This is a genomic window from Pseudarthrobacter sp. TE9888 (assembly GCF_056279345.1).
Window position 1 is genome coordinate 1,580,406 of sequence record NZ_JBWBRD010000002.1, and the last position, 25,992, is coordinate 1,606,397.

At 67.3% G+C, this 25,992-nt stretch carries 26 protein-coding genes; 10 read left to right on the plus strand and 16 right to left on the minus strand.

Going from position 1 to position 25,992, the window contains the following annotated elements; genetic code table 11:
• Positions 1-7: 7 nt before the first annotated feature.
• Positions 8-817 (plus strand): SDR family oxidoreductase, encoded by an 810-nt coding sequence (locus ACZ9J7_RS07960; protein WP_476208426.1) that lies wholly within the window; start codon positions 8-10, stop codon positions 815-817.
• A 77-nt stretch (positions 818-894) separates the two neighbouring features.
• Entirely contained in the window at positions 895-2,019 is a 1,125-nt protein-coding gene (locus ACZ9J7_RS07965; RefSeq protein WP_476208428.1) for a glycerate kinase, read from the plus strand.
• A gap of 22 nt (positions 2,020-2,041) precedes the next feature.
• Here ACZ9J7_RS07965 and ACZ9J7_RS07970 read toward each other — a convergent pair whose 3' ends face one another.
• Positions 2,042-2,704: a DUF6766 family protein gene (locus tag ACZ9J7_RS07970; RefSeq protein ID WP_476208429.1), complete on the minus strand. Its 663-nt coding sequence runs from the start codon at positions 2,702-2,704 to the stop codon at positions 2,042-2,044.
• Between the two features lie 3 nt (positions 2,705-2,707).
• On the minus strand, positions 2,708-3,229 hold the full coding sequence (locus tag ACZ9J7_RS07975; protein ID WP_476208431.1) for a DUF6328 family protein: 522 nt from the start codon (positions 3,227-3,229) through the stop codon (positions 2,708-2,710).
• 150 nt (positions 3,230-3,379) lie between these two features.
• On the opposite strand from ACZ9J7_RS07975, the gene ACZ9J7_RS07980 reads away from it, so the two are divergent.
• The 3 genes from ACZ9J7_RS07980 to ACZ9J7_RS07990 all read left to right on the plus strand — a co-directional run bounded on the left by ACZ9J7_RS07980 (position 3,380) and on the right by ACZ9J7_RS07990 (position 4,814).
• Positions 3,380-3,757: a hypothetical protein gene (locus ACZ9J7_RS07980; protein WP_476208433.1), complete on the plus strand. Its 378-nt coding sequence runs from the start codon at positions 3,380-3,382 to the stop codon at positions 3,755-3,757.
• Between the two features lie 63 nt (positions 3,758-3,820).
• The gene (locus ACZ9J7_RS07985) at positions 3,821-3,988 is read left to right on the plus strand and encodes a hypothetical protein (RefSeq protein WP_476208435.1); all 168 of its coding nucleotides are present in this window, start codon (positions 3,821-3,823) and stop codon (positions 3,986-3,988) included.
• Positions 3,936-4,814 (plus strand): glycosyltransferase family 2 protein, encoded by an 879-nt coding sequence (locus tag ACZ9J7_RS07990; RefSeq protein WP_476208437.1) that lies wholly within the window; start codon positions 3,936-3,938, stop codon positions 4,812-4,814. The genes ACZ9J7_RS07985 and ACZ9J7_RS07990 overlap by 53 nt, the downstream gene beginning before the upstream one ends.
• 22 nt (positions 4,815-4,836) lie before the next feature.
• Here the strand turns inward: ACZ9J7_RS07990 and ACZ9J7_RS07995 are convergent, their stop codons facing one another.
• From ACZ9J7_RS07995 to ACZ9J7_RS08040, 10 genes are all read right to left on the minus strand, one after another.
• Complete coding sequence (locus ACZ9J7_RS07995; protein ID WP_476208439.1) at positions 4,837-5,727, minus strand: TolB family protein; 891 nt, start codon at positions 5,725-5,727, stop codon at positions 4,837-4,839.
• A 4-nt stretch (positions 5,728-5,731) separates the two neighbouring features.
• Entirely contained in the window at positions 5,732-6,733 is a 1,002-nt protein-coding gene (locus tag ACZ9J7_RS08000; protein WP_476208441.1) for a sugar phosphate isomerase/epimerase family protein, read from the minus strand.
• 41 nt (positions 6,734-6,774) lie between these two features.
• On the minus strand, positions 6,775-7,953 hold the full coding sequence (locus ACZ9J7_RS08005) for a Gfo/Idh/MocA family protein (RefSeq protein ID WP_476208442.1): 1,179 nt from the start codon (positions 7,951-7,953) through the stop codon (positions 6,775-6,777).
• A gap of 46 nt (positions 7,954-7,999) precedes the next feature.
• A complete protein-coding gene (locus tag ACZ9J7_RS08010; protein WP_476208443.1) occupies positions 8,000-9,127 on the minus strand; it encodes a Gfo/Idh/MocA family protein in 1,128 nt (375 codons plus the stop codon).
• Complete coding sequence (locus ACZ9J7_RS08015) at positions 9,124-9,876, minus strand: sugar phosphate isomerase/epimerase family protein (protein ID WP_476208445.1); 753 nt, start codon at positions 9,874-9,876, stop codon at positions 9,124-9,126. Before ACZ9J7_RS08015 ends, ACZ9J7_RS08010 begins: the two co-directional genes overlap by 4 nt.
• A gap of 40 nt (positions 9,877-9,916) precedes the next feature.
• Entirely contained in the window at positions 9,917-10,807 is an 891-nt protein-coding gene (locus ACZ9J7_RS08020; protein ID WP_476208447.1) for a carbohydrate ABC transporter permease, read from the minus strand.
• Complete coding sequence (locus ACZ9J7_RS08025) at positions 10,807-11,769, minus strand: carbohydrate ABC transporter permease (protein WP_476208449.1); 963 nt, start codon at positions 11,767-11,769, stop codon at positions 10,807-10,809. Before ACZ9J7_RS08025 ends, ACZ9J7_RS08020 begins: the two co-directional genes overlap by 1 nt.
• A gap of 13 nt (positions 11,770-11,782) precedes the next feature.
• Positions 11,783-13,108, minus strand: a complete 1,326-nt coding sequence (locus tag ACZ9J7_RS08030) for an ABC transporter substrate-binding protein (protein WP_476208451.1) — start codon at positions 13,106-13,108, stop codon at positions 11,783-11,785.
• A 113-nt stretch (positions 13,109-13,221) separates the two neighbouring features.
• Positions 13,222-14,043, minus strand: a complete 822-nt coding sequence (locus tag ACZ9J7_RS08035) for a hypothetical protein (RefSeq protein WP_476208453.1) — start codon at positions 14,041-14,043, stop codon at positions 13,222-13,224.
• Positions 14,040-15,116: a Gfo/Idh/MocA family protein gene (locus ACZ9J7_RS08040; protein ID WP_476208455.1), complete on the minus strand. Its 1,077-nt coding sequence runs from the start codon at positions 15,114-15,116 to the stop codon at positions 14,040-14,042. Before ACZ9J7_RS08040 ends, ACZ9J7_RS08035 begins: the two co-directional genes overlap by 4 nt.
• A 196-nt stretch (positions 15,117-15,312) precedes the next feature.
• Between ACZ9J7_RS08040 and ACZ9J7_RS08045 the strand changes: the two genes are divergently transcribed.
• A complete protein-coding gene (locus ACZ9J7_RS08045; RefSeq protein ID WP_476208457.1) occupies positions 15,313-16,530 on the plus strand; it encodes an ROK family transcriptional regulator in 1,218 nt (405 codons plus the stop codon).
• A gap of 35 nt (positions 16,531-16,565) precedes the next feature.
• Here ACZ9J7_RS08045 and treS read toward each other — a convergent pair whose 3' ends face one another.
• Positions 16,566-18,845 carry a maltose alpha-D-glucosyltransferase gene (gene treS, locus ACZ9J7_RS08050; RefSeq protein WP_476208459.1) on the minus strand — a complete coding sequence of 760 codons (2,280 nt, stop codon included), beginning with the start codon at positions 18,843-18,845 and terminating at the stop codon, positions 16,566-16,568.
• Between the two features lie 277 nt (positions 18,846-19,122).
• On the opposite strand from treS, the gene ACZ9J7_RS08055 reads away from it, so the two are divergent.
• Both ACZ9J7_RS08055 and ACZ9J7_RS08060 read left to right on the plus strand, forming a co-directional pair.
• Positions 19,123-20,007 carry a GAF domain-containing protein gene (locus tag ACZ9J7_RS08055; RefSeq protein ID WP_476208461.1) on the plus strand — a complete coding sequence of 295 codons (885 nt, stop codon included), beginning with the start codon at positions 19,123-19,125 and terminating at the stop codon, positions 20,005-20,007.
• Positions 20,004-20,909 carry an SGNH/GDSL hydrolase family protein gene (locus tag ACZ9J7_RS08060; RefSeq protein WP_476208463.1) on the plus strand — a complete coding sequence of 302 codons (906 nt, stop codon included), beginning with the start codon at positions 20,004-20,006 and terminating at the stop codon, positions 20,907-20,909. Before ACZ9J7_RS08055 ends, ACZ9J7_RS08060 begins: the two co-directional genes overlap by 4 nt.
• 17 nt (positions 20,910-20,926) lie before the next feature.
• On the opposite strand, the gene ACZ9J7_RS08065 is transcribed toward ACZ9J7_RS08060, so the two are convergent.
• Entirely contained in the window at positions 20,927-21,394 is a 468-nt protein-coding gene (locus tag ACZ9J7_RS08065) for a hypothetical protein (protein ID WP_476208465.1), read from the minus strand.
• Between the two features lie 75 nt (positions 21,395-21,469).
• Entirely contained in the window at positions 21,470-22,822 is a 1,353-nt protein-coding gene (locus ACZ9J7_RS08070) for a uracil-xanthine permease family protein (RefSeq protein ID WP_476208467.1), read from the minus strand.
• 201 nt (positions 22,823-23,023) lie between these two features.
• On the opposite strand from ACZ9J7_RS08070, the gene ACZ9J7_RS08075 reads away from it, so the two are divergent.
• Both ACZ9J7_RS08075 and ACZ9J7_RS08080 read left to right on the plus strand, forming a co-directional pair.
• A complete protein-coding gene (locus ACZ9J7_RS08075) occupies positions 23,024-23,629 on the plus strand; it encodes a malonic semialdehyde reductase (protein ID WP_387563785.1) in 606 nt (201 codons plus the stop codon).
• Positions 23,630-23,756: 127 nt separating this feature from the next.
• Positions 23,757-24,272, plus strand: coding sequence for a 2'-5' RNA ligase family protein (locus ACZ9J7_RS08080; protein WP_476208470.1), 516 nt, complete (start codon positions 23,757-23,759; stop codon positions 24,270-24,272).
• Here the strand turns inward: ACZ9J7_RS08080 and pgm are convergent.
• The gene (pgm, locus tag ACZ9J7_RS08085) at positions 24,269-25,921 is read right to left on the minus strand and encodes a phosphoglucomutase (alpha-D-glucose-1,6-bisphosphate-dependent) (protein WP_476208472.1); all 1,653 of its coding nucleotides are present in this window, start codon (positions 25,919-25,921) and stop codon (positions 24,269-24,271) included. The genes ACZ9J7_RS08080 and pgm overlap by 4 nt on opposite strands.
• Positions 25,922-25,992: the final 71 nt, after the last annotated feature.

Sequence of the window (25,992 nt, forward strand, 5' to 3'; positions counted from 1 at the left end):
CCCCGCCATGCCGGACACCAGCAACTTCGCACCCACCACCGCAATCGTCACCGCCTCCGACTCGGGGATCGGCAAGGCCACGGCCGTGGCGCTGGCCCGCGCCGGGATGGACGTGGGCGTCACCTGGCATACGGACAAGGCGGGCGCCGAGGAAGCCGCCGAAGAGGTCCGCCTTTTGGGCCGCAAGGCCGTGGTGCGGCAGTTGGACACGACGGAATTCCGTGCCGCGGCGGCCGTCGTTGATGATCTCGCCGGCGAACTGGGCGGCCTGGACGTCTTTGTGAACAACGCGGGCACGGGTGCCAGCACCAGGTTCCTGGACATGGGAATCGACGACTGGATGCGGATACTGGATACGAACCTCAACGGGGCCTTCGTCTGCCTGCAGGCCGCGGCGCGCCTCATGGTCAAGGCAGGAGGGGGAGGGCGGCTGGTGGCCGTGTCCAGCGTCCACGAGTTCCAGCCCCGCGTTGGCTCCTCCGCCTACGATGCGTCCAAGCACGGCCTGGGCGGGCTCATGAAGACCCTGGCCCTTGAGCTGGGGCAGTATGGCATCACAGCCAACACGGTGGCCCCCGGCGAGATCGCCACGCCCATGACGGGGCAGGAGGACCAGGATCCGACGACGACGGAGCGCCCGGGGGTGCCACTCGGCCGTCCCGGCCACGCCCGGGAAATCGCCGACGTCATCGCCTTCCTCGCCTCGCGGGCCTCCAGCTATGTAACGGGCGCGGCCTGGGTGGTCGATGGCGGGATGCTGCAGATGGGTCCGCAGGCGGGCTCGCATCTCACAAGCAACGAATGGCGCGAAGGGTAAGCGCCTCCTGCGCTTGGGAAGTCCGCATCCCGGATTCGGCAAACGCTTTCCCGGAGCTTGCTGGCATGATGGAGCCCATGCGCATTCTGATTGCTCCGGACAAGTTCAAGGGGTCCCTGACGGCGGCCGAGGCGGCCGCGTCCATCGCCGAGGGAGCGCTCCGGGTGTACCCGGACGCCGTCGCCACCCAGTTCCCCATCGCCGACGGCGGCGAGGGCACCCTGGAGGCTGCGGTGGCGGCCGGCTACGAAGAGCGGCTGAACGCCGTGGTAGGCCCCATCCTCGCCCCGCTCGGGGCTGCGTGGGCCATCCACAAGGGTGGTGACGGCAAGGTCACCGCAGTGATCGAGACTGCCCAGGCATCCGGCCTGGCGGACATGGAACCAACCCCGCCAAATGCCCTGCGTGCCCATAGCTACGGTTGCGGCCAGCTCATCGCAGCGGCCCTCGATGCCGGTGCCTCCGAGATCGTCCTGGGGCTGGGTGGATCCGCCATGACGGACGGCGGCAGCGGCGCCCTCCGCGCCCTGGGCCTGAAGCCCCTGGATGCGGCCGGAAATGTGGTGCCCCTGGGCGGCGGCTCGCTGGGTGACGTCGCAACGCTGGACACGGGGGGACTGGACCCGCGCCTGGCCGCCACCACGTTCCGCATCGCCGTCGATGTCCGCAACCCGCTGTACGGGCCATCCGGCGCTGCCCATGTCTTCGCCCCGCAAAAGGGTGCGGACCAGGACGCGGTGGAAAGGCTCGACGCCGGGCTGCGCAACTGGGCATCAGTGCTGCGGGAAGCAACGGGCCGGGACGTGAACGTCCCCGGCGCGGGCGCCGCAGGCGGCTTCCCGGCGTCGTTCCTTGCCTTCACCGACGCCTCGCTGGAAGGCGGTTTTGCGCTGGTGGCCGGGCTGACCGGCCTGGCCGGCCAGCTGGACCAGGCGGACCTGGTGATTACCGGCGAGGGTTCCATGGACTCCCAGTCGCTGACCGGCAAGGCGCCGATCGCGCTCGCGGACGCGGCACGGGAGCGTGGCATCCCTGTCATTGTGGTGGCCGGGCGGATCCTGGTGACGATCGAGGACCTGGCCGGGCACGGTGTGGTCGCCGCGGCGCAGCTGCTGGACGTGGCGTCCAGCCCCGCGGACGCCGTGGCAAACGCCGGCAAGTACCTGGCCTGGGCAACAAGCCAGGTACTTGAGGGCGCCTGACCGGCGGGCGTGCAGTGGCGCCTCAGGCGCCGGTTTCATAATTCGGTTCGGCAACCGGCTTTGATTCCGGGGACCCCTTTTCCCGGAGGTACACCGATGCGCCCACCAGGACCCCGACGGCCAGGAACTCGCTTTGCCAGTTCTGGAAGGATTCGAACCAGAAGCGGCTGGTTCCCAGGTACTGCAGGAAGGTGACGTCGGGCTGCCCGTGGCTTTGTTGATCCTGGTTGTACTCGTCCACGCCGCCGGCGGCGTGCAGGAGGAATGAGGCCAGGAACAGGACGAAAAACAGGATCGACAAAGAGTGCTCATACAGTTTGAGCACTAGCCCGCCCCGCCGGATGGGCCACGGCGTGGCACTGCTGATCTGCGCATCCCGCGGGTCTTGGTCCTGGGGTGCCCTCCTGCCCATTGGCTTGGACTCGGATGAGCCCTTCTGGAACAGGAACACCGTGAGGACCACGTACATGGCCATCTGCAGGAACTCCGATTCCCAGTTCTCGAAGGTGGCCTCAACGAACGCGCCCGTGCCCAGGAACTGGAGCACGGACACGGCGGGTTCGCCGTGGGCCTGCTGGTCTTCGCTGTAGGACGCCGCGCCGGACAGGACCATTCCCACGAAAAACACGAGGAACAGGCCAAGGTTGGCCACCAGCAGCCCATGCTCTTTAGCCCACTTGCGCATTCATCACTCCTTGCTTTCTGGCGGCGGAAGGATCCTCCCGGTGGCGCGCTTGTTCAGGCGGAGGGGAACGAACACCAGCATCACCACCATGACGCCCAGCAGCGCACCACCGGCCGTGACGCCGGCAGATTTTCCTGCTGCGACATCGAAGACCAGGGCGGCGGTCCCGGCGCTCAACAGGGCGATGCCGCCCAGGGCGATCTTGGTGATGGTGTCGGCACTGGAAACCAGCGTTTCCTTGAGCCGCTTCCGGAAGAGCCGCCGGTGCACGCTGACCGGGAGGAGGATGAAGGCGGTGGTCAGGGCGGCAGTAACCACATTGGCGAGGTAGAGGCCGACCTCCCAGTCATCCAGCTTCTCGAACCGCTGCTGGAACGGCAGTGTCAGCAGGAAGCCGGCAAGGATCTGCACGCCGGTCTGGAGTACGCGCAGCTCCTGGAGGAGCTCGGCCCAGTTGCGGTCCAGCTGCTCCTCACGGGTCTCGTTCCGGCCCGTGCGGCCGGTGTAGTCCTCAAGATCGGACATCGGCGCTCCTTCCTCTCCGGCAGGGGTTCACGTCTTCTTTCTACTCCTCCTGTACCCAGAAAGGAGGCTGCCCGTTGCGCCTGCCCCCACATTTGATAAGTTTGCTGATTATCACCCGTGCACCATCGGCAACGCACAACAGGAGGAAGCATGACGCAGGAAAACCAGCAGGCTGAACCCGAGTCGGCCCCGGGCGGCTACGGCACCCCCACCGCCGAGCAGGAAGCGGCGGGCACGCAGGGCCGCCAGCAGTCCGGCAGCGGCGCCCAGCAGTCCGGCGGCGCTTCGTCGGCGGGCGCGGACACCAACGAGCCGCAGTCCGGGATGGGCCAGGACCCGGTTCCGCACGACATGGACCTCCCGTCCAGTGCCGCGGAGATCGATGAGTCCAATGACGATTCCCAGGGGTCGGCGCCGAACTCCTCGGAGTCCGGCCAGGAAGCCACAGGCATCCCGGACGGCAGCGGAAACGACCTTCCGCAGGAGGAATCGCCTAATGACGACGACGAAAGCTTCGACGCCGGATAAGCCAGCTTTTCCCGCAGGCCCCGGTTCCTGCTGCCCTGCCGGCAGCCGGACCGGGGCTCTTCCGTGACCGCATACATCGGGTTCGGCTGGGTACGGAACACGGGAAACCACGCCGGCAGGGAGCGGGGGACGCCCGTGCTGGACGCCGGAACCGATATCGACGCCAGGAGGGTGGACCGTGGGCAGGAGGTCTTCAGGGCAGTGGGCGCAGCCCGCGGACCGGCAGGGTGAGGCGGCAGTGGATGTCCTGGTGCCCACCTGCAACCGGCCCGCCGAGCTCGCCGTGACCCTCGCCGGACTTGCCGGCCAGCAGGACCCCGCGTTCGCCGTCGTGGTGAGCGACCAGTCAGCGGGCGAGCCCGCGTGGCAACATCCGGCGGCCGCCGCGATGGTGCGGGTCCTCGAAGCGCAAGGCCGGCCCGTCACCCTGCTGCGCCACCTGCCGCGCCGGGGGCTCGCCGAACACCGGCAGTTCCTCCTGGACCGTTCCACCGCCGGCCAGTGCCTCTTCCTGGACGATGACATCTGGCTGGAACCGGGCGCACTGGACCTGCTGAGCCGCGCCCTGGATGAGCTTGGATGCGGTTTCGTGGGCATGGCACCGCAGGGGCTGTCCTTCCTGGCTGACCGCAGGCCCGACCAGACGGCACCTTTCGAGGCGTGGGACGGGCCGGTGACTCCCGAGCGGATCCGCCCGGATGGCCCGGGATTCGACCGATGGCCGCTGCATAGCGCCGCGAACCTGAGCCACGTCAGCGCCGACCTGTCCCTGGAGCCGGGCGAGTGGGTGCCGTACCACGTGGCGTGGCTGGGCGGCTGCGTCCTGTACCGCAGGCAGTTGCTGGTTGACGCCGGTGGGTTCCGCTTTTGGAGCAGCCTTCCCGCCGGGCACGCCGGCGAGGACGTGGTGGCGCAATGGCAGGTGATGGAGCGCTATGGCGGCGCGGGCATCCTGCCCTCCGGGGCAGTGCACCTTGAATCGCCCACGACGGTTGCGGACCGGCAGGTGGAGGCGTACGACGTTGTCCTGGACCGGGAAGCCGCCCAGGCGCCTTAGTGGCCCGGGGTGGCGGCTAGCTTCAGCCCGTGGCGGGTACTGGCGGCGCCTGCAGCGGGTACGCCACGTAGGCGAAGCGGTCGGAGGCCGGCGACCAGCTGTTGACGTTGAGGGTGCCCTGTCCGCCGAACACCGGCCAGGTCTGCAGCGGCGTGGCCCAGTCACTGGTGGACACAAGGACGACGTCGACCCCCAGGTCCGCTGGGTGGCCTTCCGTTCCGGCAGGAAAGCGGACGTAGCTGGCCAGGCTGCCGTCCGGGGAGAGGTGCGGGAACCAGTCCACGGTGCCGCTCGCCAGGAGCTGTTCGAACTGGCTGCCGTCCGGCCGGACGCGGGCCAGCTGGGCGTGTCCGGGAGCCGTGCTGAAGGATTCGGTGTTCAGGTACAGCCATTTCCCGTCGGGCGAGTATTCCGGCCCGTCGCAGTGGCCCGGCCCGATATCGACGGCCGCGCCGGCGCCCCCGTGGGACGGCATGGTCATGAGGCGCCCCGGGCGCGAGAAGTCCCCGTCCTCGATCCCGACATAAGCGAGCTCACTGCCGTCCGGGCTGACGCCGTGCAGGAAATGGAAGGACCCGTCGTCGCCCGTCACCCTTGTGCCCGGCCCGCCCGCAAGGGGTGCACGGTAGATGTGCCCGTCATTCGCGGATAGGTAGATTGTTTCCCCGTCGGGGGCCAGGACATGGTCGTTGTTCAAGGCGGGAACGCCGGTCAGGGGGACCTCGGCGAGGCATCCATCTGCCAGGCCCAGGCGCCATAATTTGCCGTCCCCGTTGAGGATGAGTGCCTGGCCGTCAGGCGTCCAATTGGGTGCCTCCAGGAGCATATTCCCCGTGGAGTATGCAAGTTCCAGGGATCCCGTGGCCGCGGCGGTCCACACCTCGCAGCGCTGGCCCGGCGACAGCCTGCGCACCGGTTCAGTCCTTGCTGCTGAAGGCGGCGTCGAAGCTGGTTTGGGACGCGGGGAAGTCGTATTTCTTGAGCGCGGCTAGGGCTTCGGGGGCGCCGTGGAGCCGGTCCATCCCGGCGTCTTCCCATTCGATGCTGATGGGGCCGTTGTAGCCGATGGCGGCCAGCGCCCGGAAGGAGGCTTCCCAGGGGACGTCGCCGCGGCCGGCGGAGACGAAGTCCCAGCCCCGCCGAGGGTCGCCCCAGGGCAGGTGGGAGCCCAGGACGGTGTTGCGTCCGGTTTGGCGGATCTTGGTGTCCTTGCAGTCCACGTGGTAGATCCGGTCCTTGAAGTCCCAGATGAAGGAGACGGGGTCGATGCCCTGCCACATCATGTGGGAGGGGTCCCAGTTCAGGCCGAACGCTTCGCGGTGGCCGATGGCTTCGAGGGTGCGGACGGTGGTCCAGTAGTCGTAGGCGATTTCGGAGGGGTGGACCTCGTGGGCGAAGCGGACGCCGTTTTCGTCGAAGACGTCCAGGATGGGGTTCCAGCGGTCGGCGAAGTCCTGGTAGCCGGCGTCGATGACCTTTTCCGGGACGGGCGGGAACATGGCGACGTATTGCCAGATGGAGGAGCCGGTGAACCCGACGACCGTGTCCACGCCGAGGGCTTTGGCGAGCCGGGCGGTGTGCTTCATTTCCTCGGCGGCGCGCTGGCGGACGCCTTCGGGGTCGCCATCGCCCCAGACCTTGGACCCGACGATGGCCTGGTGCCGGAAGTCGATGGGGTCATCACAGACGGCCTGGCCTTTGAGGTGGTTGGAGATGGCCCAGACCTTGAGGTCGTATTTGTCCAGGATTTCCAGCTTGGAGTCGACGTAGCCGGGTTCGTCCCAGCGCCAGGCGTCCAGGTGGTCGCCGGAGACGGCGATTTCGAGGCCGTCGTAGCCCCAGCCGGAGGCCAGTTTCGCGACTTCCTCGAAGGGCAAATCGGCCCACTGGCCGGTGAACAGGGTGAACGGGCGGGACATGGATCTCCTTGGCTGGTGGCGTGCTGGCGCCTGGTGGGGCCTTATCGGCGGACGACGGTGAGGGTGCTCTTGTTGGCTGCGGATTCCTCAACGGCGTTGAGGATGTGCTGGACATTCAGTCCTTCCTCGAACGACGGCGAGGGCTGGGTTCCGTCCTTGATGGCCAACAGGAAGTCACGGACCTGGTGGGTGAAGGTATGTTCCCAGCCGATGATGTGGCCTTGGGGCCACCAGGCTTCGAGGTAGGGGTGTTCGGGTTCGTTGACCAGGATCCGGCGGAAGCCCTGCTCCCGGACGGGGAGGGTGGCGTCCAGGAAGCCCAGCTCGTTGAGGTTTTCGAGGTCGAAGAGCAGGCTGCCCTTGTCCCCGTAGACCTCGATCTGGAGGCTGTTCTTCCTGCCCGTGGCCACCCGGGAAACCTCCACTGAGGCGATGGCGCCCGAGGCCAGGGACAGCGTGGCCCAGGCGGCGTCGTCGACCGTGACGTCCTCTAAGCCGTTCTCGCCTGGGCGGCGGTCCACGAAGGTGTTGAGCCGGCCGGTGACCTCGTTGACCTCGCCGCCCAGGAGGAAGAGGACCTGGTCGATGGCGTGGGAGGCGATGTCCCCGAGTGCGCCTGACCCGGCGGTTTCCTTCCGCAGCCGCCACGTCATGGGTGCCTCGGCATCGGCCAGCCAGTCCTGCAGGTACGCCGCGCGGACATGCCGGACCGTGCCCAGCCGGCCTTCTGCGATGAGCTCCCTTGCCAGGGCCAGGGCAGGGACCCGGCGGTAGTTGAAGCCGATCATCGACTGCACACCCCGGGCCCTGGCCTTGGCCGCTGCGGCGGTCATGAGTTCGGCCTCGGCCAGGGTATTGGCCAGGGGCTTTTCCACCAGGACGTGCTTGCCCGCTGCCAGGGCAGCGACCGCGATTTCTGCGTGCATCCAGCCGGGGGCGCAGATGTCCACGATGTCGATGTCGTCCCGTTCGATCACGGTGCGCCAGTCCGTTGCCGATTCGGCCCACCCGTACCTGGCAGCGGCCTGCGCCACGGCGCCGGCGTCCCGGCCCACGAGGACCTTCTGCTCGAAGGCCGGGACGTCGAAGAAGCTGGCCACGTTCCGCCACGCGTTGGAATGGGCCTTGCCCATGAAGGCGTAACCGATGGCTGCCACACCCAACGGGCGGGAACCCGGACGGGAGGCCGGGGGAGTGGACGGGTGTTCGGGTTCGGTCATGATGCGTTCCTGCGTGCTTCCTGCTGGCTGGACTGGTTTTGCCGGATTAGAGGGTTGCGGTTTCCGGTGCCCAGTCCTCGGGGAGGGCGGCGGATGCCGGGGCTGAACTTTCGACGTCGACGAACGTGCCGGAATCCACGGACTCGCTGATGGAGACCATCGTGTCCAGGACGTGGTACGCCAGCTCACCCGTGGCCCGATGCCTCACACCGGCGCGGAGGGAGCGGGCCATGTCCAGGACGCCCATGCCGCGGCCGTTGGCCGGCCCGGTAGCGGGAACGGTGGTCCAGTCCTCATCACCGGCGCGCCAAAGCTTGATGTCGCCGGTGAAGTAGTTGGGGTCCGGCAGCGAGAGGGTGGCTTCGGTTCCGGTGATCTCCACGAACCCCATCCGGGTCCGGGGGGATTCGAAGGAGAAGACGCTGTGCGAGGAGGCGCCGGATTCGAACTGTGCCATGGCGGAGACGTGGGTGGGCACCTCGACGGTGAACTCCTCGCCGGCCTTGGGTCCGGAACCGATCACGCGCACGTCCTTGGCTTTGGAGCCGACGGCGGCCACCTTGCGGATGGAGCCGAAGGCCTGCACCAGGGCGGTGAGGTAGTACGGTCCCATGTCGAACAGCGGGCCGGCACCGTGCTGGAAGAGGAAGGCAGGGTTGGGGTGCCAGGATTCCGGGCCGGGGGTCTGGAACGTGGTCATGGCGGTCAGCGGGGTGCCGATGTCGCCGCGCTGGATCAGGCGCAGGGCGGTCTGGATGCCGGCGCCGAGGAAGGTGTCCGGCGCGCAGCCCAGGCGGATGCCTGCGGCGTCGGCGGTCTTGAGCAGCCCCAGCCCGGATTCGCGATCCAGGGAGAACGGCTTTTCGGTCCAGACGTGCTTGCCTGCATTGACTGCCGCGGTGGCCACTTCCACGTGCGCGGCGGGGATGGTGAGGTTGACGATGATCTCGACGTCGGGGTGGTTCAGGGCCTTGTCCACGCCTCCCCACTCAGGGATGCCGTACTCCTTGGCGCGGGCCTCGGCGGCGTCCTCGAAGAGGTCGGCGATGACATAGACCTTCAGGTCCGGGAACGCCGTGAGGTTATCCAGGTACTGCTTGCTGATGACGCCGGCGCCAATGACGCCGACTCCCACCGGGCCGCTGCGGGCCGGGGTGCCTGCCGGGGTGCTCACGCGTTGGCTCCTTCGGCTGCGGTGTTGCTGTCCAGGAAGGCCAGGCTCTGGGCGATGCCCTCGAAGATGTCGCCGTCGTAGTCGTCAAACTCCACCACGCCTACCTCAAGGGACTTCGCAGCGGCGATGACGTCCATCACGGGGACCTTGCCCTGGCCGGCCGGCTGCTGTGCCTTGTTGTCCCGGTTAAGGGGGCCGTCCTTGATGTGGATGAACTTCACGCGGTCACCAAGCTTGGTGAGGATATCGATGGGGTCCTGGCCGCCAACGGCCACCCAGTAGGTGTCCACTTCAAGGACCAGTGCCGGGTCCAGCAGGGACTCGAAGTACTCCAGGGCGGTGCGGCCCTCGATGGTGGACTCCAGTTCCCAGGCGTGGTTGTGGTAGCCAACCCGGATCCCGTACTCGGCGCCCTTCTTCGCGGCGGAGTTGAGCTTCGCTGCGGTGGCCTGGATGTCCTCGGCTTTCTGCCAGTGCTCGGCGGGCAGGAACGGATCAATCACCGTGCTGATTCCCAGTTCCTTGGCGGCGGCGAAGATTTCGTCCTGGTCCTGGCTCAGCAGGGGCGCGTGGCCGGACGGCGCGGTAAGGCCGTTTTCCTTCAGTGCGGCGCCGAGCTCCTTTGCGGTGGCCACGAAGTTGTAGGGCTCAACCTGGGTGTAGCCGATCCCGGCAACCTTCCTGATGGTGCCCGGAAGGTCCTCCGCGATCGCGTTGCGCAGGGTGTACAGCTGAAGTGAGTAGGACATGGGTTTCCTTAGCGTTCTGTAGTGGATCGAAGTTGACGGGTCAGCGGCCGGCGAGCGAGCCGCCGATGCCGCCGACGCTGAAGTATTTGTTCAGCGTGGCGAAGACGATGACGGGCGGGAGCATCATGATCACGGCCAGGGCCATGACGGAGGTCCAGTCCGTGGCATTCTGCTGGAAGAAGGACTGCACGCCCATGGGAAGCGTGAAGATTTCGTTCGAGCGCAGGAACACGATGGCTACGAGGTAGTCGTTCCAGGCCAGGAGGAAGGCGAAGATGGCGGTGGAGAGCACGCCGGGCAGGGAATTCCGGAGGACCACCTTGGTGAAGGATCCGAAGACCGAGCACCCGTCGATCCAGGACGCCTCCTCGAGGCTGATGGGGATGGAGTCGAAGTACGCGGCCATCATCCAGGTGGCCACAGTCATCGTGGAGCCCACGTAGATGATGGTCAGGCCCAGGAGGTTGTCCACCAGGCCCATGCCGGCGAACAGGATGAACAGCGGCACCACGGAGGTGATGATGGGCAGGGACTGCATGACGAACAGCAGCAGGGAGTAACCGGAGACTGCCTTGCTGCGGCCGCGGGAGAGGACGTAGCCGGCCGGGGCGGCCACGGCCACGGAGACCACCACGGTGGAGAGGGTGGTGACCAGGCTGTTCTTCAGCCAGGTGGCGGCCAGGGTCTTGGAGAAGACGCCGCTGAGGTTCTCGAATGTCAGCCCGGTGGCGGTGCTGTTGGGCCCGGGGGTGAAGGCGAGCACCACGGTGACCATGATGGGTACCAGGACAACTGCCGTGATGATGAGGATCGCGGTGAAGCGCCACCAGCGGCCTCGCTGGCCCGCTTCGGAGAGGACCCTGCGGCGCTTGCCGGTGTCGACGCCAAGCGCGGGGCCGGAATCTGCGTGGGCGTGAAGGACTGCGCTCATTATTCGACGCTCGACTTTCGGATCTGGCGGTACAGGATGACCGAGATGACCACCAGGGTCATGGTCATGAGGAAGGCGATGGCCACGCCGGGGCCGGTGGCGAAGTCCTGGAACACGGTCCGGTAAGCCAGGACCACCAGGGAGGTGGTGGCGCTGACGGGGCCGCCGCCGGTGAGCAGGTAGATGGTGGGGAAGTCGTTGACGCAGAAGATGGTCATCAGGATCCAGCTGATGTAGGTGGAGCGGGCAATCAGCGGCAGGGTGATCTGGCTGAACTGCTGCCAGCGGCTGGCCCCGTCCATGCTGGCCGCTTCGTAGACGGTGCTGTCCACGGAGGCCAGGGCTGCGGAGATCATCATCATCATGAAGGGGAAGCTGACCCAGACCTTGAACACCATCACCGTGACCGAGGCCAGGGTGGGGTCCGCCAGGAAGAGCGGTGTGCCCATGCCCAGGTTTCGGAACAGGGACGGGATCAGGCTGTCCGGCGTGGCCACCAGCCAGTTCCAGGCAGTGGAGGACACCACGATGGGCACCACCCAGGGCAGCAGGAGCAGGACCTTGAAGGTGTTGCCGGCCGGAATCTTGGTCCGCAGGAGCAGGGCGAGGCCCAGTCCTACAAGCCAGGATCCGAAGACGCCCACGATGGTGAACCAGAGCGTGAACTGGGCGGCCTTCCAGAACGCGGGCGAGCTGAGGACGGTGGCGAAGTTCTCAACGCCCACGAAGTTGCCGGTCTGGAGCAGGTTTCCGTCATGCGTGGCCTGGACGGCCGCGTAGATCAGCGGGTAGCCGTGGATCAGGACAAGCAGGACCACGGAGGGAAGCAGGAGCCAGAAGAACGTTTTGGTGGCCTGCGCGGAGAGCTTGCTCCTGCGTTTGCCGGGGGCGGACCCGGACCCGCCGGGGGCGAGTCCCCGGCGGGCCCGTGACAGGCCGGACTGTGCGGTGGTACTGGACATGGCCGGTGCCGTTCTACTTCTTCAGGACGGATTCGAGGCCGGACTGGAAGGCCTGCAGGGCAGTTTTGGCGTCCGACTTCCCGGTGATGATGGTCTGGCTGAACTGGTTCAGCGCCTGTCCGCCGTCGAGGGCGGCCAGGTTGGCATTCAGGGTGCTGCCCTGGGCGGCGAAGGTCTTGGCGATGGGCTGCCAGTCCTTGACGATCTTGACGTTGTTGGGGTCGTCGGCGAATTCCGGAATTTCGGTGATCGACTTGAAGACCGGGAGGGCGGACATGAGCTTCTTCTGCCACAGCTGCTTGAGCTGGCCCAGGTAGTACACCAGGAACTCTTCCGAGGCGTCCTGCGACGGTGTGTTGGTGTACATCATGATGTTGTTGGGGAACACGATGGTGGCCTTGTCGCCGTGCGGGCCCTTGATGGGGTCAGCCACCAGCAGGTCGCCTGAAGTGTCGCCGACACGCTGCGGGACGTTCACCTGGAACAGGCCGTATCCTGCCTTTCCGTCCTTCCACTGGGCCGACATGTTGTCCGTGGTGTAGCTCACGGCGGCGGGATCGACGATGCCGTTGGAGACGAGTTCGAGGACGAACTCCATGGCCTCGACGTTGCGGTCGTTCAGCAGGTCCAGCTCGCCGTCCTTGTTCCAGACACCGCCGCCGTTGTTGACCATCATCATGATCATGGAGTGGTTGGCGTAGTTGTTGCCTGTGCCGGCGCCGGTGGTAAAGCCGAAGGCGCCGATCTTCTTCAGCGCCTTGCCGGCCTCCAGCAGGGAAGGCCAGTCGGTGGGCAGGGCAACGTTCGCCTTCTCGAACAGCGACTTGCGGTACCAGAAGACGCGCATGTCCAGCTGCCACGGGACCGCCACGTAGCCCTTGCTGGACTTGAACGGGTCCAGGACGCCGGGCAGGAAGTCGTCGAACTGGCCATTGGCCTTCAGCTTGTCGATCACCTTGTCCGCGTAGGCGATCTGGCCCTGCTGCTCGAACTGGAAGGCCTGGAAGCCGCCGCCCGTGGAAACCGCCGGGCCTGTCTTGGAGGCAATGGCGGAGGAGAAGGTCTGGTAGAAGTTGGCCCACTGGATGATCTGGTAGGACGCCTTGCTGCCGTTCGCTCCGCTGAAGCCCTCGGCGATGCCCTTGGCAGCGTCGTTGTAGGCGGGCGTGGCCCACGGCATGTCCCAGAACTTGACGGTCCCGCCCGCACCGCCTCCGCCGCCCTGTGACGCTGAGCCGCCGCCGCAGGCAGCGAGCAGGGGTACGGAGGCTGCGGCAGCCGTCAGGCCCAGGAAACCGCGCCGTGAGAAGGAGCGGCGCTGTTCGGGAGTTGCGTTCATGATGTGTGTCCTTTCGGGACCGTCTTGCGCTGTGCGCCGTTGGTGCGGTCCTGCTCATCGTTGAGAATGGAGGTGGGACTGGACTGCTGTTCGGTTGCGTATCGGTGGGCTGGTTACGTTGCAGCGAGGGTTGCGTAGAGGTCGGTCAGCCGGGCGAACCCGGCCAGGTCGGCCGGGAGGGTGCCGGCGCTGAGATGGGTCTTCAGCCGCCGCCACGCCGCACGGTGGGCGGATTCGTACAGGGTTGGAAGCAAAAGTTCGCCGTGGGCCCCGGTGGCCCTGACTTCGGCGGGCCACGCGGCGTCCGGGTCCGGCACCCGGACGGCCACCCCGCCGTCGGCCGTGTAGAGGTGGATGTCGACGCCGGCCGGGCGGGCGGCGGTGAGCACGCCCTGGGCGGTGAACGGCGCGCCGTTGGCCAGGCGTGCGCTGACCGTGTATCCGCCGGCATCGCTGCGGAGGACTTCGGCGCTGTACAGCGGTCCGCTGACGGCCAGCACGGCGGCAAAGTGCCGCGCCAGGAGGCGCCGGACGTCAGTGCCCGGGGTCGCCGTCGCCACGCTGTCCATCAGGGACGCCGTGCCCAGGCCGCCCCGTACGGCATCACGGCCGTCGGGATTGCCGCTTTCGTTGATCAGCGCGGGGTTGGAGGCCCAGTGGAGATCGAGGACGACGGCGGCACCGGCGGCCCGGGCAGCGTCCGCCAGCTGCGTGGTCTCCTCCGGGACGGAATCCACCACCAGAATGCCGCGCGACCCGGATTCGATGGCCCGGGCGGCCTCCGTGGTCCAGCCTGCTTCGCCGGCGATTACCGCAACGTCGGCGGTCCGGTCCTGTGCGGCGGGGCCGAAGGTTGCCGGCAGGGACGCAACCGCCGAAGCTACGGCCCCTGCTTCCTCGGCCCGGGGCGTTGCTGCCACTGTGTAGGCGCTCATGCGTTCACTCCTGCCTTTTCGGCGGCGGCAACGTTCTGCACGGTGGCCTCCGAGATGGCCAGGGCAAACGTCAGGTCATCGATCAAATCCTGGGCGGAGGGTGCCTGTCGGGTTCCGCGGGCCAGTTCGGCCAGGTGCCGCCACTCGCCTTCGTAGCCGTTGTGGCCGTAGGGGCCGTAACTGGTGACCTGGCTGCCGCGGGAGAAGGTGGCCACGGCGGATCCGGCCTGGACGTAGGACGGCGTGAAGTCGATGTGGAGCGCAGAGTCGTCGCTGATGGCCTCGAAGGTCCATTCCGGCTTCCAGGTGCTGTTCATAACTGCGCGCAGTTCGATCACGCGGGTGGGGGTCCGGAGCGAAACGGCGTAGCCGAAGGGCCGCACGTGCCGGGCCTGGAGCACCTCGATGTCGCCGAAGTCCGGCGTGAAGCGGCGCACCAGGGGGAGGTCGTGGATAGCCAGGCCCATGATCCCGCCCTGCATCATCGCCTTGATGACCTCGACGTCCGAGTAATCGGGGTTGCCTGCGGCGGGGCGGGTGATGATTTCGGTGGCGAAGTCTTCGAAGCGGGCATTCGGCGGCAGGACGATGGAGGAACGAATGGTGTGCACGCGCTCCGGAAGGTCACCCCAGTTCTGTTCCGCCGCCAGCCAGCCGGGATCGAAGGTGTGCATGGCTCCCACCACGATCGGCACGCCCGTTTCGGCGCTGACGTCCGCGATCCTGGCTGCCTCCCCACCGTTCATGGCGAAGGGCTTCTCGCAGAGGACCGCTTTCTTTCCTGCCCGGCAGGCGGCGATGACCTGGTCCGCATGGAACTGGTGGGGGCTGCAAATGGCCACGATGTCCACGTCAGGGTCTCCCAGCAGGGCATCCATGCCGGTGCTGGAGGTGGCGCCGACGCGCGCTGCCACCGACGAGGCAACAGCAGGGTCCACGTCCATGATGTGCCGTACTTCCAGGATGTCCTGGAGCCGGGCCAGTGCCGGAAGGTGGATGGCCTGGGTGACGGGCCCGGCGCCGAGGATGCCGACGCCCAGGGGCCGTTCTGCTGGCGCTTCGATATGGGACAAGTTCTATTACCTCTTTGTAAGGCGGACTCTGGAGTGCCGGAGGGATCAGTGCGGCGGATGGTTGCCATCGGAACCGCGAATGTGCCCTGAATCACAACGTAGAACTACTTTTGACGCGCGTCAAGCAAAAGTTGTTTGTTTCGCGTCATTCTTCTGACGTGGTGACAGCAGTAAGTAACAGTGTTATGACTTAGACATGACTTCAACGACGGGCAGGCAGGCCGGAAAAGACTCCGACGTCGGCAGCCTGTCGCGTGCTGGGGACCTGTTCCAGCTGCTCCGCGACGGTAGGGCCCGCACCCGCGCCGAACTTGCCCTGAGCACCGGGCTGGCCCGCTCCACGGTGGCCTCCCGGATCGATGCGCTCATGCTGTCCGGACTGGTGGGCCCGGCAGGGGAAGCCCTCTCCAGCGGCGGCAGGCCGCCGTCGCGCTTTGCTTTCAACCCCGCAGCCCGCCTGGTCCTGGCCGTGGATGTTGGTGCCACGCACCTGGTGGTGGCGGTTACCGACCTCGGGGGCAAAATCCTCGCCGAACACCGGCTCGAGCAGCAGGTGGCCGACGGTCCGGAGGCCGTGCTGGACCAGGTGGTGGCCCAGGGCAGGGAGCTGCTGGCCTCGGCGGGACGCAGCGTCGCAGAACTTGCCGGGATCGGCATTGGATTGCCCGGACCCGTGGAACATGACACCGGCAAGCCGGTGAAGCCGCCCATCATGCCGGGCTGGGACGGGTTCGACGTGGTCAGCTACGTCCAGCGGTCCCTGCCCGTCCACGTGCTGGTGGACAACGACGTGAACATCATGGCTCTGGGGGAGCAGTCCGCCCACTGGCCGGAGCACAACAACTTTTTCTTCGTCAAGGTGGCCACCGGCATCGGCTCCGGCATCATCAGCAACGGCGAACTGCAGCGTGGCGCCAACGGCACGGCGGGCGACCTGGGGCACGTGCAGGTGGCCCGAGGCGCGGATGTCCTCTGCGCCTGTGGAAACTTCGGGTGCCTGGAGGCACTCGCGTCAGGTCCCGCCGTCGCCCGTTCGCTGCGGGAGCACGGACTGGACGTCGGGAGGGGCGCCGACGTGATCCGGCTCGCCGCAGACGGCAACCTGCAGGCCATCCAGGCGCTGCGCCAGGCAGGCCGGGACATCGGTGAGGTGCTGGCCACCGTGGTCAACCTGCTCAATCCGTCCGTGATTGTGGTGGGCGGCAGCTTTGGTGAGACGGGGGAGCACGTGGTGGCCGGCATCCGCGAAGTGGTGTACCGGCGCTCGCCCCCGCTCGCCACCTCGCACCTGCGCATCAGCGTCTCCCGCGCCGGAAGCCAGGCTGCCGTGCTGGGGGCAAGCCAGCTGGTCACCCAGTACATTCTGTCGCCGGCCATCATTGAAGCCACCCTGGCCGGCGCCATCGCCGGGTAGCGCCGGGCAGTGCTCCGGCGCTACCCGGCGGCTTCTTACGCCTCCGCCTCGGGTTCCGGCGCCTCGGTCAACAGCAGGGCCGTTCCGCCGTAGGCGGGCAGCTCCAGGAAGAAGCTGTGCAGGTCGTCCACCTGCGCCACGGTCTCCCCGCTGAACAGGTCCTGGACGTTGGCGCCGGACGGCAGTTCGTTGGACTGGATGCTGCCGGTAATGTCCTGGCCGGAGAAGTTCAGGGCAGTGACCTGCAGGGCCCCGTCCTTCAGCCGGTTGACCAGCACCAGCGCTGCGCGGTTGGAGACCTCGGGCACGTCCAGGAGGGTACCGGTGGCGATCCCGTTTTCCTCGCGCACGGCGAGGATCCGCTGCAGCCGCCGCGCGAAGGAGTCCTGGTCCTGCAGCTGGTCCGGCAGGGAACCGTACAGGCTGCGGGCCCTCGGCATTCCTGCCGATGAGTTGGTGGCGTCCGGGCTGGTCCCCATGAGGTCGTGGGCACCGCGGTTGATCCACCGCGTATCACCCTGTGACGTGAGCTCGCCGACGCTGCTGCGGTCCAGTGCCAGGATACCGGTGAGGTCCCAGCCGGACAGGGCAAAGACTCCGGGCTGCAGCGCGTTGTACATGGCCAGGAGCAGGTGCACGTCCCGGATCTGCGCCTCCTGCTCCGGGGTGACGGCGGCCGGGTCCTTGATCCCCAGGGCGGCCATGATGAAGCTGACCGTGGTGCAGGCAATGCCGTTGGTGGTGAACACGGCGTTGTAGGGCGCATTCTCGCCGGTGAGACGGTCCCGCAGGGTCTGCTGCACGTTCTCGGCCAGCTGGGCGCCCGTGAGTTCCTCGCCGTTGAGCTCGAACATCTCGTCCCGGTGGCCGGCGGCGAAGTGCAGCAGCTCGTAGGTGAGTTCGTCATGGTTCTGCAAAGCGTGCACCAGTGAGGCCTGGTCCACCCCGATTTCCATGGACAGCCGGAGGGTCAGCCGCAGGAACTCGGTATCGGCGGTGACCAGGGCGTAGTGGTACGCCGGGCGGGTGATGAAGTCGTAGGAGAGGTCGGGGCCGGACTCCGAGGTCGCCTTGATATCGTCAATGGTCAGGTTCAGCTCCTGGAAGGAGAACCCGCCCACCTTGCGGATCATGGAGCCGATGAGCTGGTTGGCGGCTTCGGACAGCGGGTGCCCTTCGGACCAGCCGGGCTGCTCTTCCGCGCTCTTCTCAACGCCCAGGAAGCCGTTGGCATCGAGGCGCAGTGCCCCCGTGCCCAGGTCCACCAGCGAGTGCAGGGCGTCGCCCACCACCAGGCGCATGCCCGCGAATGTGGGGTCAAGCCAGTTGATGGAGGGCTGGCCGGCCTTGAAGTAGTGCAGGTAGACCCAGCGGCGGGTCTTGCCGGTGGTGTCCACGATGGGCCGCGTGGCACTCCAGTTGGTTTCCTTGACCCCGGGCTCGTAGAAGATGACCCGCTGCAGCCGGCCGATGATGTAGCCGGCCCTTTGCAGCGCCTGCTCCGAATCGGGGCTGAGGTTGACCGAGTCTGCGCCTTCCGGGACGTCCGGGAGCAGGTTCCAGTCCTCTTCCGGAATGTCCACCATGTGGTAGATCCCCGGGTAGTCCCGGAAGTTCATCTCGGCCAGGCGGAAGTCCGCGCCCTTGCCGGTGTGGCCGGGGACGATGTCATCGATCACCGTGCCCTCGTGCTCGGCAGCCACCTCGCACATGCTGCGGAACTCTTCTTCGGTGCCGAAGACGGGGTCGATCGCCATGCTGATGCGGTCGAAGTGCCCGTCCACGCTGGGCGTGTGGGACCAGCCGCTGATGCCGCCGGCGAGCTTCACGGGTCCGGTATGGATTCCGCGGATCCCGATCTCGCGGAACGCCTTCCACATTTCGGGGTCGCCGAGGGCGGACAGGAATGACTGCCCGGTCCGGGTGATGAAGGACAGCGGGTAGGCGGTGAACCATACGGAGGCGCGTTCGACGGCGGCCCGCGGGTTGGGATGCGCGTACGAGTTCTGCCACATGCTGGCCTGGCCGGACAGCTGCCGTGCCAGCGTGTTCGCGTCCCCGAGCATGGCCTGGTTCCGCAGCCACTCCACGTATGCCGCGTTACGCCCGTCGAATTCGAAGGACGGCCGGCTGCCCACGAACTGCCGCCGGCGCGCGATGGGACGCAGTGCCTTGGGGCGGGCCGCGAAGAACTGCTCGTCGAACGTGACCTCAAGGTCCGGTGACGGCTCCGCCGCGTCCTCTTCCACTTCCACGCTGGCCTGCGCGGCCTCATCCGCTTCCGAAGTACGCTCGCTGGTGCCCGGCTCCCGCATAAGCTCCTCTTTCCATTGCTCGTTTCCGTGCTGGCATGGATGCTCCAAGACCCCTTGCCCAAGGTCAGGTACCCAAGCGAGCAGGGAGTATTCGGTGATCCCCCTCCCGATGCTACTGCCCGGCGGAGCCAGCGGGAGGGACACCGGCGCGCCGGTTCTCTGCCCAATGGGGGAATCCCCATTGTTTTGCCGGATTCCCCCACCAACGCGCCAAGGGGTCGTATTCTTAGAGCAAAGGTTTTGCAGTGGGCCGAAGCGCTGATAGCAGGGCTGGAACATGGCCGCTGATCCCTCGGGGCAGGTTGGCTGGGGACCGCTTCCAGTTACGCCGGAGGTAGTCTTCGACAGTAAAGACGTCGAAGACTACCTCCGGGAAGTCACCCGCGACTTCATGGCGGGCATCAAAGGTGAGCGCCGCAGCATCGGCTGGGCGGCCACCCTCTTTCGCTTGGGGAAAGCGCGCACCCTGGCTGCCAGTTCCGAGCAGGCGCGCGAGGCTGACCGGGAACAGTGCTCGTTCGCCGACGGACCGGTCATGGAAGCCCTGCGTACCGGGGCGTTCGTCCTGCTCTCGGACCTGGGCCGCGACCGCCGGTGGCCCGGCTACTCCAGTGCCGCCGCCGTCCATGGCGTGCAGTCGCTGCTTTCCGTCCCCATCCTCAGCGAAGGTGCCACCAGCGCGGCCATCACCCTTTACGCAGCCTCCCCGCACGCCTTCACCAGCGATGACCTGGTGCTGAGCCAAAGCTATGCCCGCCAGGTATCGCGCGCCCTGCGGGTGGTGGTCCGCACCGCCGAGCGCGCGGAAGCAACGGCGGGTCTCGCCGTCGTCCAAAGCTCCCTCGTCCTGGTGGACCTGGCGGTGCGCAGCCTCATGAACGAATACGGCCTCACCCGCGAGGGCGCGCTGCGGTTCCTGCAGACGCAGGCGCTGCATCACGAAATGGACCTGCGGGATGCGGCGCTGAACGTCGTGGCCCCCGTCGGTGTGGACCGCGGGGCCGGGCAGCCTTCGGGGCTGCGGCAGGAAACGTACGACGGCGTGGCGGAACTTCCGCGGCCGTCGTCGGCGGGGCGGGACTTTCCAACCGGAACGTCGCCCCGCAAGGATGCTGCGGCGGGGAGGGAACCCCCGCCCGCGGCTGAAGGGAGGACAGCATGACCATAGAGAAGCAGGACCTGCGCCCCGTCGCGGACGGACCGGAGAAGCACCCCTGGCACCGGTTCGTTGCCCTGGGGGACTCCTACACCGAAGGAATCGGCGACCCCGAACCGAACAGCCTGGGCGGCCTCCGGGGATGGGCGGACCGGGTGGCGGAAGAACTCGCCGAAGGCCAGCCGGACTTCGCGTATGCCAACCTTGCGATCCGGGGGATGCTCCTGCGGCAGATCCTCGACGTGCAGCTGGAGCCGGCGCTGGCGCTGAAGCCTGACCTGATCGCCATGTCCGGCGGCGGCAACGACATTGTGTTCCGGCATGGGGATCCGGACAAGCTGGCGGAAAAGATCGACGAAGCCGTCGGCATCCTGTCAGCCACCGGAGCCACCGTCCTCCTGTACGCGGGTCCGGACTGGGGCGACACCCCCGTCTTTGGCAAGATCCGCGGACGGGTGGCGATCTACAACGAGCACCTGCACAGGATCGGTGCGCGGCACCACGCCATCATGGTGGACCTGTGGTGCCTGCCGGAGCTCCAGCACGCAGTGATGTGGGACCCGGACCGCCTTCACCTGTCCCCGCTGGGCCACCACTCCGTGGCCGTGGCCACCCTCAACGCCCTGAAGGTGGCCCACCCGCTGAAGCCGCTCCAGCCGCGGCCGCTTCCGGCCCACGGGTGGACGCAGGCCCGGGCCGAGGACCTGGTGTGGGCGCGCCAGTACTTCATGCCATGGGTACTGAAGCAGTTGCTTCCCCGGCATGCTGACGGACTGGCGGCGAAGCGGCCGCAGCCGGGACCCGTGTTTGGCCGTGGCCTCCCTGGCCCGTTCCCGCCGGGCCACCCGGTTGCGGGCGGGAACCTTGGCGCCCCTGACGGGACCGCGCCGGAAGGGCAGGCAGCCTAGCCGCGGGCAAACCCGTTTCAGGACCTGCGGGCGTCCCTGGCGAGCACGATCACCGCGGGGACCCCTGCCACGATGGCCGGGACGGCCAACAGCAGGCCGTATCCCGGCTGGAACACTGACAGCACCGCGGCAATGAAAGATCCGGCCAGGGCGCCGATGAGCGCCACGGACCAGGGCCTCCGGCGGTCCCTGGCGTTGAAGAACAGGAAGCCCCCGAGGGCGGCTGTGGCCACGCCAAGGGCGACGACGATCCCGAAAACAATGGCCGCCCCGGCCCCGGGTGCGTCCTTGAGCTGGTCAATGAGCGCCACGGGTACTGCAAGCATCCAGCTGCCCAGAAGGAATGCGGTTACACAGGCCGCCAGGCGGCCTCTGGGCACCGGGTCCAGGGTGTGGATCTGCTCCGGCGGAAGGTCGGACTGCTGGACGTGGCGGTGGTTTGCCGGCGGTGTTGGCCGCGGCAGCCGCATGAAACTCTCAAGCATGGATCCCCCGAACGTAGTGCTTGACGTCCTTCCAACCTACACCGGGCCCTCAGAGCTGCCCCGCTGTATTCAGCCTCAACGCTTCTTCGGTGCCCGCTTGGAGGCTGCGTTCAGCGCCGACTTCACGGCGGGAGGCAGGATGCCCTGTTCCGTTTCGGGCTCCGCCACCGTTCCACGCGCCTTCGCGATGGCTTTCATGCCGTGGTAGATCACCAGCGCGGCAGCGGAACCAAGGGCGATACCGGTGAACTTCAGGTCCCCGATGGTCCAGGTGTAGTCAGCGATGCCGATGATCAGGGCGACGGCGGCGGTGGTCAGGTTGATGGGGTTGGAGAAGTTCACCTTGCTCTGCACCCAGATCTTGACGCCCAGGATGCCGATCATGCCGTAGAGCATGGTGGCCGCGCCGCCCAGCACACCCGCCGGGACGGTGGCAATCAGTTCGCCGAACTTCGGCGAGAAGCTGAGCAGGATGGCGAACATCCCCGCCACCCAGTAGGCCGCCGTCGAATACACCTTGGTGGCTGCCATGACGCCGATGTTCTCCGCGTAGGTGGTGGTGCCCGAGCCGCCGCCAAAGCCGGCCAGGACGGTGGCGGCACCGTCTGCCATCAGCGCCCGTCCGGAGACGCCGTCGAGGTTTTGCCCCGTCATGGCGGCCACGGACTTCACGTGGCCGATGTTCTCCGCCACCAGCACCAAAACCACCGGGACGAACAGGCCCAGGACGCCGATGTGGAACTCGGGAGTCTGGAAGTGCGGCAGGCCGACCCAGGCTGCGGCGTCCATTTTGTCGTACTTCACTTCGCCGCGGAGCATGGCCACCAGGTACCCGACCACCACGCCCACCAGGATGCTGAGCCGGCCCAGGATCCCGCGGAACAGGACGCTGACCAGGATGATGGTAACCAGCGTGACCAGGGCAGTGATGGGGGCGGCGTCGAAGTTCTGTTTTGCCGCTGGGGCCAGGTTCAGGCCAATCAGCGCCACGATGGCACCGGTGACAATGGGAGGCATCAGCCGGTTGATCCAGCCAGCGCCGAATTTCTGCACCACGGCGCCCACCAGGGCCAGCGTGGCGCCGGCCAGCACCACCCCGCCCAGGGCACCGGGAATCCCGAACTGGGCCTGTGAGGCGGTAATGGGGGCGATAAACGCAAAACTCGAGCCCAGGTAGCTGGGTACCCGCCCCTTGGTGATTACCAGGAACAGCAGCGTGCCGATGCCCGAGAAGAACAGCGTGGTGGCGGGCGGCATGCCGGTGATGATGGGGACCAGGAAGGTGGCGCCGAACATGGCCACCACGTGCTGCATGCCCACGCCGATGGTCAGGGGCCACGCCAGCCGCTCATCCGGGGCCACCACCTGGCCGGGCTTGATGGTTTTGCCGGTGCCGTGCAGCTTCCATTTGATTCCGAGCATGCTCATGGGAAGGAATGCCTTTCAGGGGGTGCCGCGAGGGGGCGAAGATCAACTCGGTCCAGAATACCGCCAAGTTTTCGCGCGCACCCGCTGTGGCCAAGGTCACCCCCGATGTGGGAAGAGCCAGCGTTCACTTGAAGTTGCAACTATGGAAAGCAACCAGGGGCCACCGCGGCAGGCGGGTGACCCGCAGCGAAAGGTACGCCAATGACCATTGCCCATGAAGAAGCGGTTATCGATTCGGCAGCCGTGGACGCCATCTTCGCCCAGGCCCGCACCGCCAACTCCTTCACCGGCGAGGTGACCGAGGAGCAGGCCCAGGCCATCTATGAGCTCACCAAGTTCGGCCCCACCGCCTTCAACTCCCAGCCGCTGCGCGTCACTTACGTCCGTTCGGCCGAGGCGCGGGCCACCCTGGTGGACGCTTTGTCCCGCGGCAACCAGGCCAAGACCGCCTCCGCCCCGCTCGTGGCCATCCTCAGCTACGACACCGACTGGGCCGGCAAGTGGGACAACTTCCTCCCCGGCTACAACGCCCCCAAGGCCATGTACGACGCCGATCCCGCGCTCGCGGCCGCCACGGGCAACAACAACGCCCACCTGCAGGCGGGCTACTTCATCCTGGCCGTCCGCTCGCTCGGCTTCGCCGCAGGTCCCATGACCGGCGCCGACTTCGCCGCTATCGATGCCGCCTTCTTCCCGGCCGGCGACCAGAAGAGCTTCCTGGTGGTCAACATTGGCCAGCCCGGCGAGGAGGCCTGGGGCGAAGCAAAGCCCAAGTACTCCTACGACGACGCCGTCCGCACCGTCTAACACTCCCCGACGCGCCATCACTTCCGGCCCCCTTTTTCCCAACGCCCTATCACCTACTGATGGGGCGTTTGGGTTTTAAGGGCGGGAGGTGATGGGGCGTCTGACGGGCCGGTGGGAGACTGGGGCCATGGCGACCCGGAACCTGATTTTTGTGGCCTTCGTGGAGCCCGTGGCCGAAGGCCAGGTCTTCCCGCGCACGGACTGGCCGCTGCACATCACGCTGCTGCGGTTTGACGTGAGGTTCGACGCCGCCACGACAGAAAGCGCGGACGTCGCCGAAAGCATCGCCGGGCTCGCTGACGCACCGGCAGCCGCAGCGCTTGGCGCCGCGCTCGCCGTGGGGGAGGACGCCGCCTTCGGCCGCAACGGTTCGGTGCCGGTCAGCCTCATCGAGCCCCAGCAGGACCTGCAGGGGCTGCACGCGCAGTTGGTTGCCGCCGTCGGCACCATGGACGGAAGAATCCTGACGCCCGCCCACACCCTCGCCGGGTACCGTCCCCACGTCTCACACCACGGTGGCAAGCGCCTCCACCGGGGCGACGCCGTCGTGCTTGACCGCGTCGCCCTGGTGGACATGGCTCCCGGTGGCGACCACGCCATCAGGCGCGTCCTCAGGCTGTGGAGCCGCGAAGGTGAAAGCTAGGCGATGACGCTGTCCACCAGGGCTTTGGCCTCGGCCTGGACCTGCTTCAGGTGGTCCTCGCCCTTGAAGGACTCGGCGTAGATCTTGTACACGTCCTCGGTGCCGGAGGGCCGGGCGGCGAACCAGGCGTTCTCGGTGACCACCTTCAGGCCGCCGATGGCTGCGCCGTTGCCGGGGGCCTCGGTGAGCTTGGCGGTGATTTCCTCGCCCGCCAGCGACGTGGCAGTCACGTCAGCGGCGGACAACTTGCCCAGCTTGGCCTTCTGCTCACGCGTCGCGGCGGCGTCGATCCGGGCGTAGACCGGGGCGCCGAACTGGTCGGTCAGGCCCTTGTACAGCTGCGACGGGGACTTGCCCGTGACGGCGGTGATCTCGGACGCCAGGAGGGCCAGCAGGATGCCGTCCTTGTCCGTGGTCCATACGCTGCCGTCCAGCTTGTTGAAGGAGGCGCCGGCGGATTCCTCGCCGCCGAACGCGCCTTCACCGGACAGCAGGCCGGGCACAAACCACTTGAAGCCCACCGGGACCTCCACGAGCTTGCGGCCCAGGCTCTGCGCCACGCGGTCGATGATGGAAGAGGACACCAGGGTCTTGCCCACCACGGAGGCCGGGTTCCAGCCGCTGCGGTTGCGGTACAGGTAATCGATGGCGACGGCGAGGTAGTGGTTGGGGTTCATCAGCCCGCCGTCCGGGGTGACGATGCCGTGGCGGTCTGCATCCGCGTCGTTGCCCGTGGCGATATCGAAGGAGGATCCGCCTGCGGACATCCGCTGGATCAGTGAGGCCATGGCGGACGGCGAGGAGCAGTCCATGCGGATCTTCTCGTCCCAGTCCAGCGTCATGAACGCCCACTGCGGGTCCACGGTGGGGTTCACCACGGTGAGGTCCAGGTGGTGGCGCTCGGCGATCTCGCCCCAGTAGTCAACGGAGGCGCCGCCCATGGGGTCGGCACCGATTCGTACGCCGGCCTCGCGGATGGCGTCCAGGTTCAGGACGGACGGAAGGTCGTCCACGTAGCTGGAGAGGAAATCGAACTTGCCGGTGGTGGCCGCGGCTTGCGCGTCGGCCAGCGGAATACGCTTTACGCCCCGCAGGCCGTTTTCCAGCAGCTCATTGGCGCGGTTGGCGATCCAGCCCGTGGCGTCCGAGTCGGCCGGGCCGCCGTGCGGGGGGTTGTACTTGAAGCCGCCGTCGGCGGGCGGGTTGTGGCTGGGCGTCACCACGATGCCGTCAGCCTGCGGTGCGCCGGGCGCCCCCTTCCGGTTGTACGTGAGAATGGCGTGGCTCAGGGCCGGGGTGGGGGTGTAGCCGTGCCGGGCATCGACCAGCACCTGGACGCTGTTGGCGGCGAGGACCTCGAGGGCTGAGTTCTGTGCCGGCTCGCTCAGTGCGTGGGTGTCCTTGGCCAGGAACAGCGGACCGGTGACCCCCTGGGCGGCCCGGTATTCCACGATGGCCTTGGTGATGGCCACGATGTGCTGCTCGTTGAAGGAGGCCTTCAGGCTGGATCCCCGGTGCCCGGATGTCCCGAACACCACGCGCTGGCCGGGATCACTGAGGTCCGGCGCGATGTCGTAATACGCGTCAAGGAGCGCAGTGATGTCAACAAGGTCCTGGGGTTGGGCAACTGTACCCGCGCGGCTAGCCATGGCTCCAGCATGCCAGAAGCTGGCAGGAGTCAAAACGATCCGCCCAGAATCCGGACGCTGTGACCTGCTGT

Bases quoted from the DNA above. Each gene is read 5' to 3' on its own strand.
- ACZ9J7_RS07960 (WP_476208426.1), top strand. From the start codon at position 8: ATGCCGGACACCAGCAACTTCGCACCCACCACCGCAATCGTCACCGCC.
- ACZ9J7_RS07965 (WP_476208428.1), top strand. From the start codon at position 895: ATGCGCATTCTGATTGCTCCGGACAAGTTCAAGGGGTCCCTGACGGCG.
- ACZ9J7_RS07970 (WP_476208429.1), bottom strand. From the start codon at position 2,704: ATGCGCAAGTGGGCTAAAGAGCATGGGCTGCTGGTGGCCAACCTTGGC.
- ACZ9J7_RS07975 (WP_476208431.1), bottom strand. From the start codon at position 3,229: ATGTCCGATCTTGAGGACTACACCGGCCGCACGGGCCGGAACGAGACC.
- ACZ9J7_RS07980 (WP_476208433.1), top strand. From the start codon at position 3,380: ATGACGCAGGAAAACCAGCAGGCTGAACCCGAGTCGGCCCCGGGCGGC.
- ACZ9J7_RS08000 (WP_476208441.1), bottom strand. From the start codon at position 6,733: ATGTCCCGCCCGTTCACCCTGTTCACCGGCCAGTGGGCCGATTTGCCC.
- ACZ9J7_RS08005 (WP_476208442.1), bottom strand. From the start codon at position 7,953: ATGACCGAACCCGAACACCCGTCCACTCCCCCGGCCTCCCGTCCGGGT.
- ACZ9J7_RS08015 (WP_476208445.1), bottom strand. From the start codon at position 9,876: ATGTCCTACTCACTTCAGCTGTACACCCTGCGCAACGCGATCGCGGAG.
- ACZ9J7_RS08020 (WP_476208447.1), bottom strand. From the start codon at position 10,807: ATGAGCGCAGTCCTTCACGCCCACGCAGATTCCGGCCCCGCGCTTGGC.
- ACZ9J7_RS08025 (WP_476208449.1), bottom strand. From the start codon at position 11,769: ATGTCCAGTACCACCGCACAGTCCGGCCTGTCACGGGCCCGCCGGGGA.
- ACZ9J7_RS08030 (WP_476208451.1), bottom strand. From the start codon at position 13,108: ATGAACGCAACTCCCGAACAGCGCCGCTCCTTCTCACGGCGCGGTTTC.
- ACZ9J7_RS08035 (WP_476208453.1), bottom strand. From the start codon at position 14,043: ATGAGCGCCTACACAGTGGCAGCAACGCCCCGGGCCGAGGAAGCAGGG.
- ACZ9J7_RS08045 (WP_476208457.1), top strand. From the start codon at position 15,313: ATGACTTCAACGACGGGCAGGCAGGCCGGAAAAGACTCCGACGTCGGC.
- treS (WP_476208459.1), bottom strand. From the start codon at position 18,845: ATGCGGGAGCCGGGCACCAGCGAGCGTACTTCGGAAGCGGATGAGGCC.
- ACZ9J7_RS08055 (WP_476208461.1), top strand. From the start codon at position 19,123: ATGGCCGCTGATCCCTCGGGGCAGGTTGGCTGGGGACCGCTTCCAGTT.
- ACZ9J7_RS08060 (WP_476208463.1), top strand. From the start codon at position 20,004: ATGACCATAGAGAAGCAGGACCTGCGCCCCGTCGCGGACGGACCGGAG.
- ACZ9J7_RS08065 (WP_476208465.1), bottom strand. From the start codon at position 21,394: ATGCTTGAGAGTTTCATGCGGCTGCCGCGGCCAACACCGCCGGCAAAC.
- ACZ9J7_RS08070 (WP_476208467.1), bottom strand. From the start codon at position 22,822: ATGAGCATGCTCGGAATCAAATGGAAGCTGCACGGCACCGGCAAAACC.
- ACZ9J7_RS08075 (WP_387563785.1), top strand. From the start codon at position 23,024: ATGACCATTGCCCATGAAGAAGCGGTTATCGATTCGGCAGCCGTGGAC.
- ACZ9J7_RS08080 (WP_476208470.1), top strand. From the start codon at position 23,757: ATGGCGACCCGGAACCTGATTTTTGTGGCCTTCGTGGAGCCCGTGGCC.
- pgm (WP_476208472.1), bottom strand. From the start codon at position 25,921: ATGGCTAGCCGCGCGGGTACAGTTGCCCAACCCCAGGACCTTGTTGAC.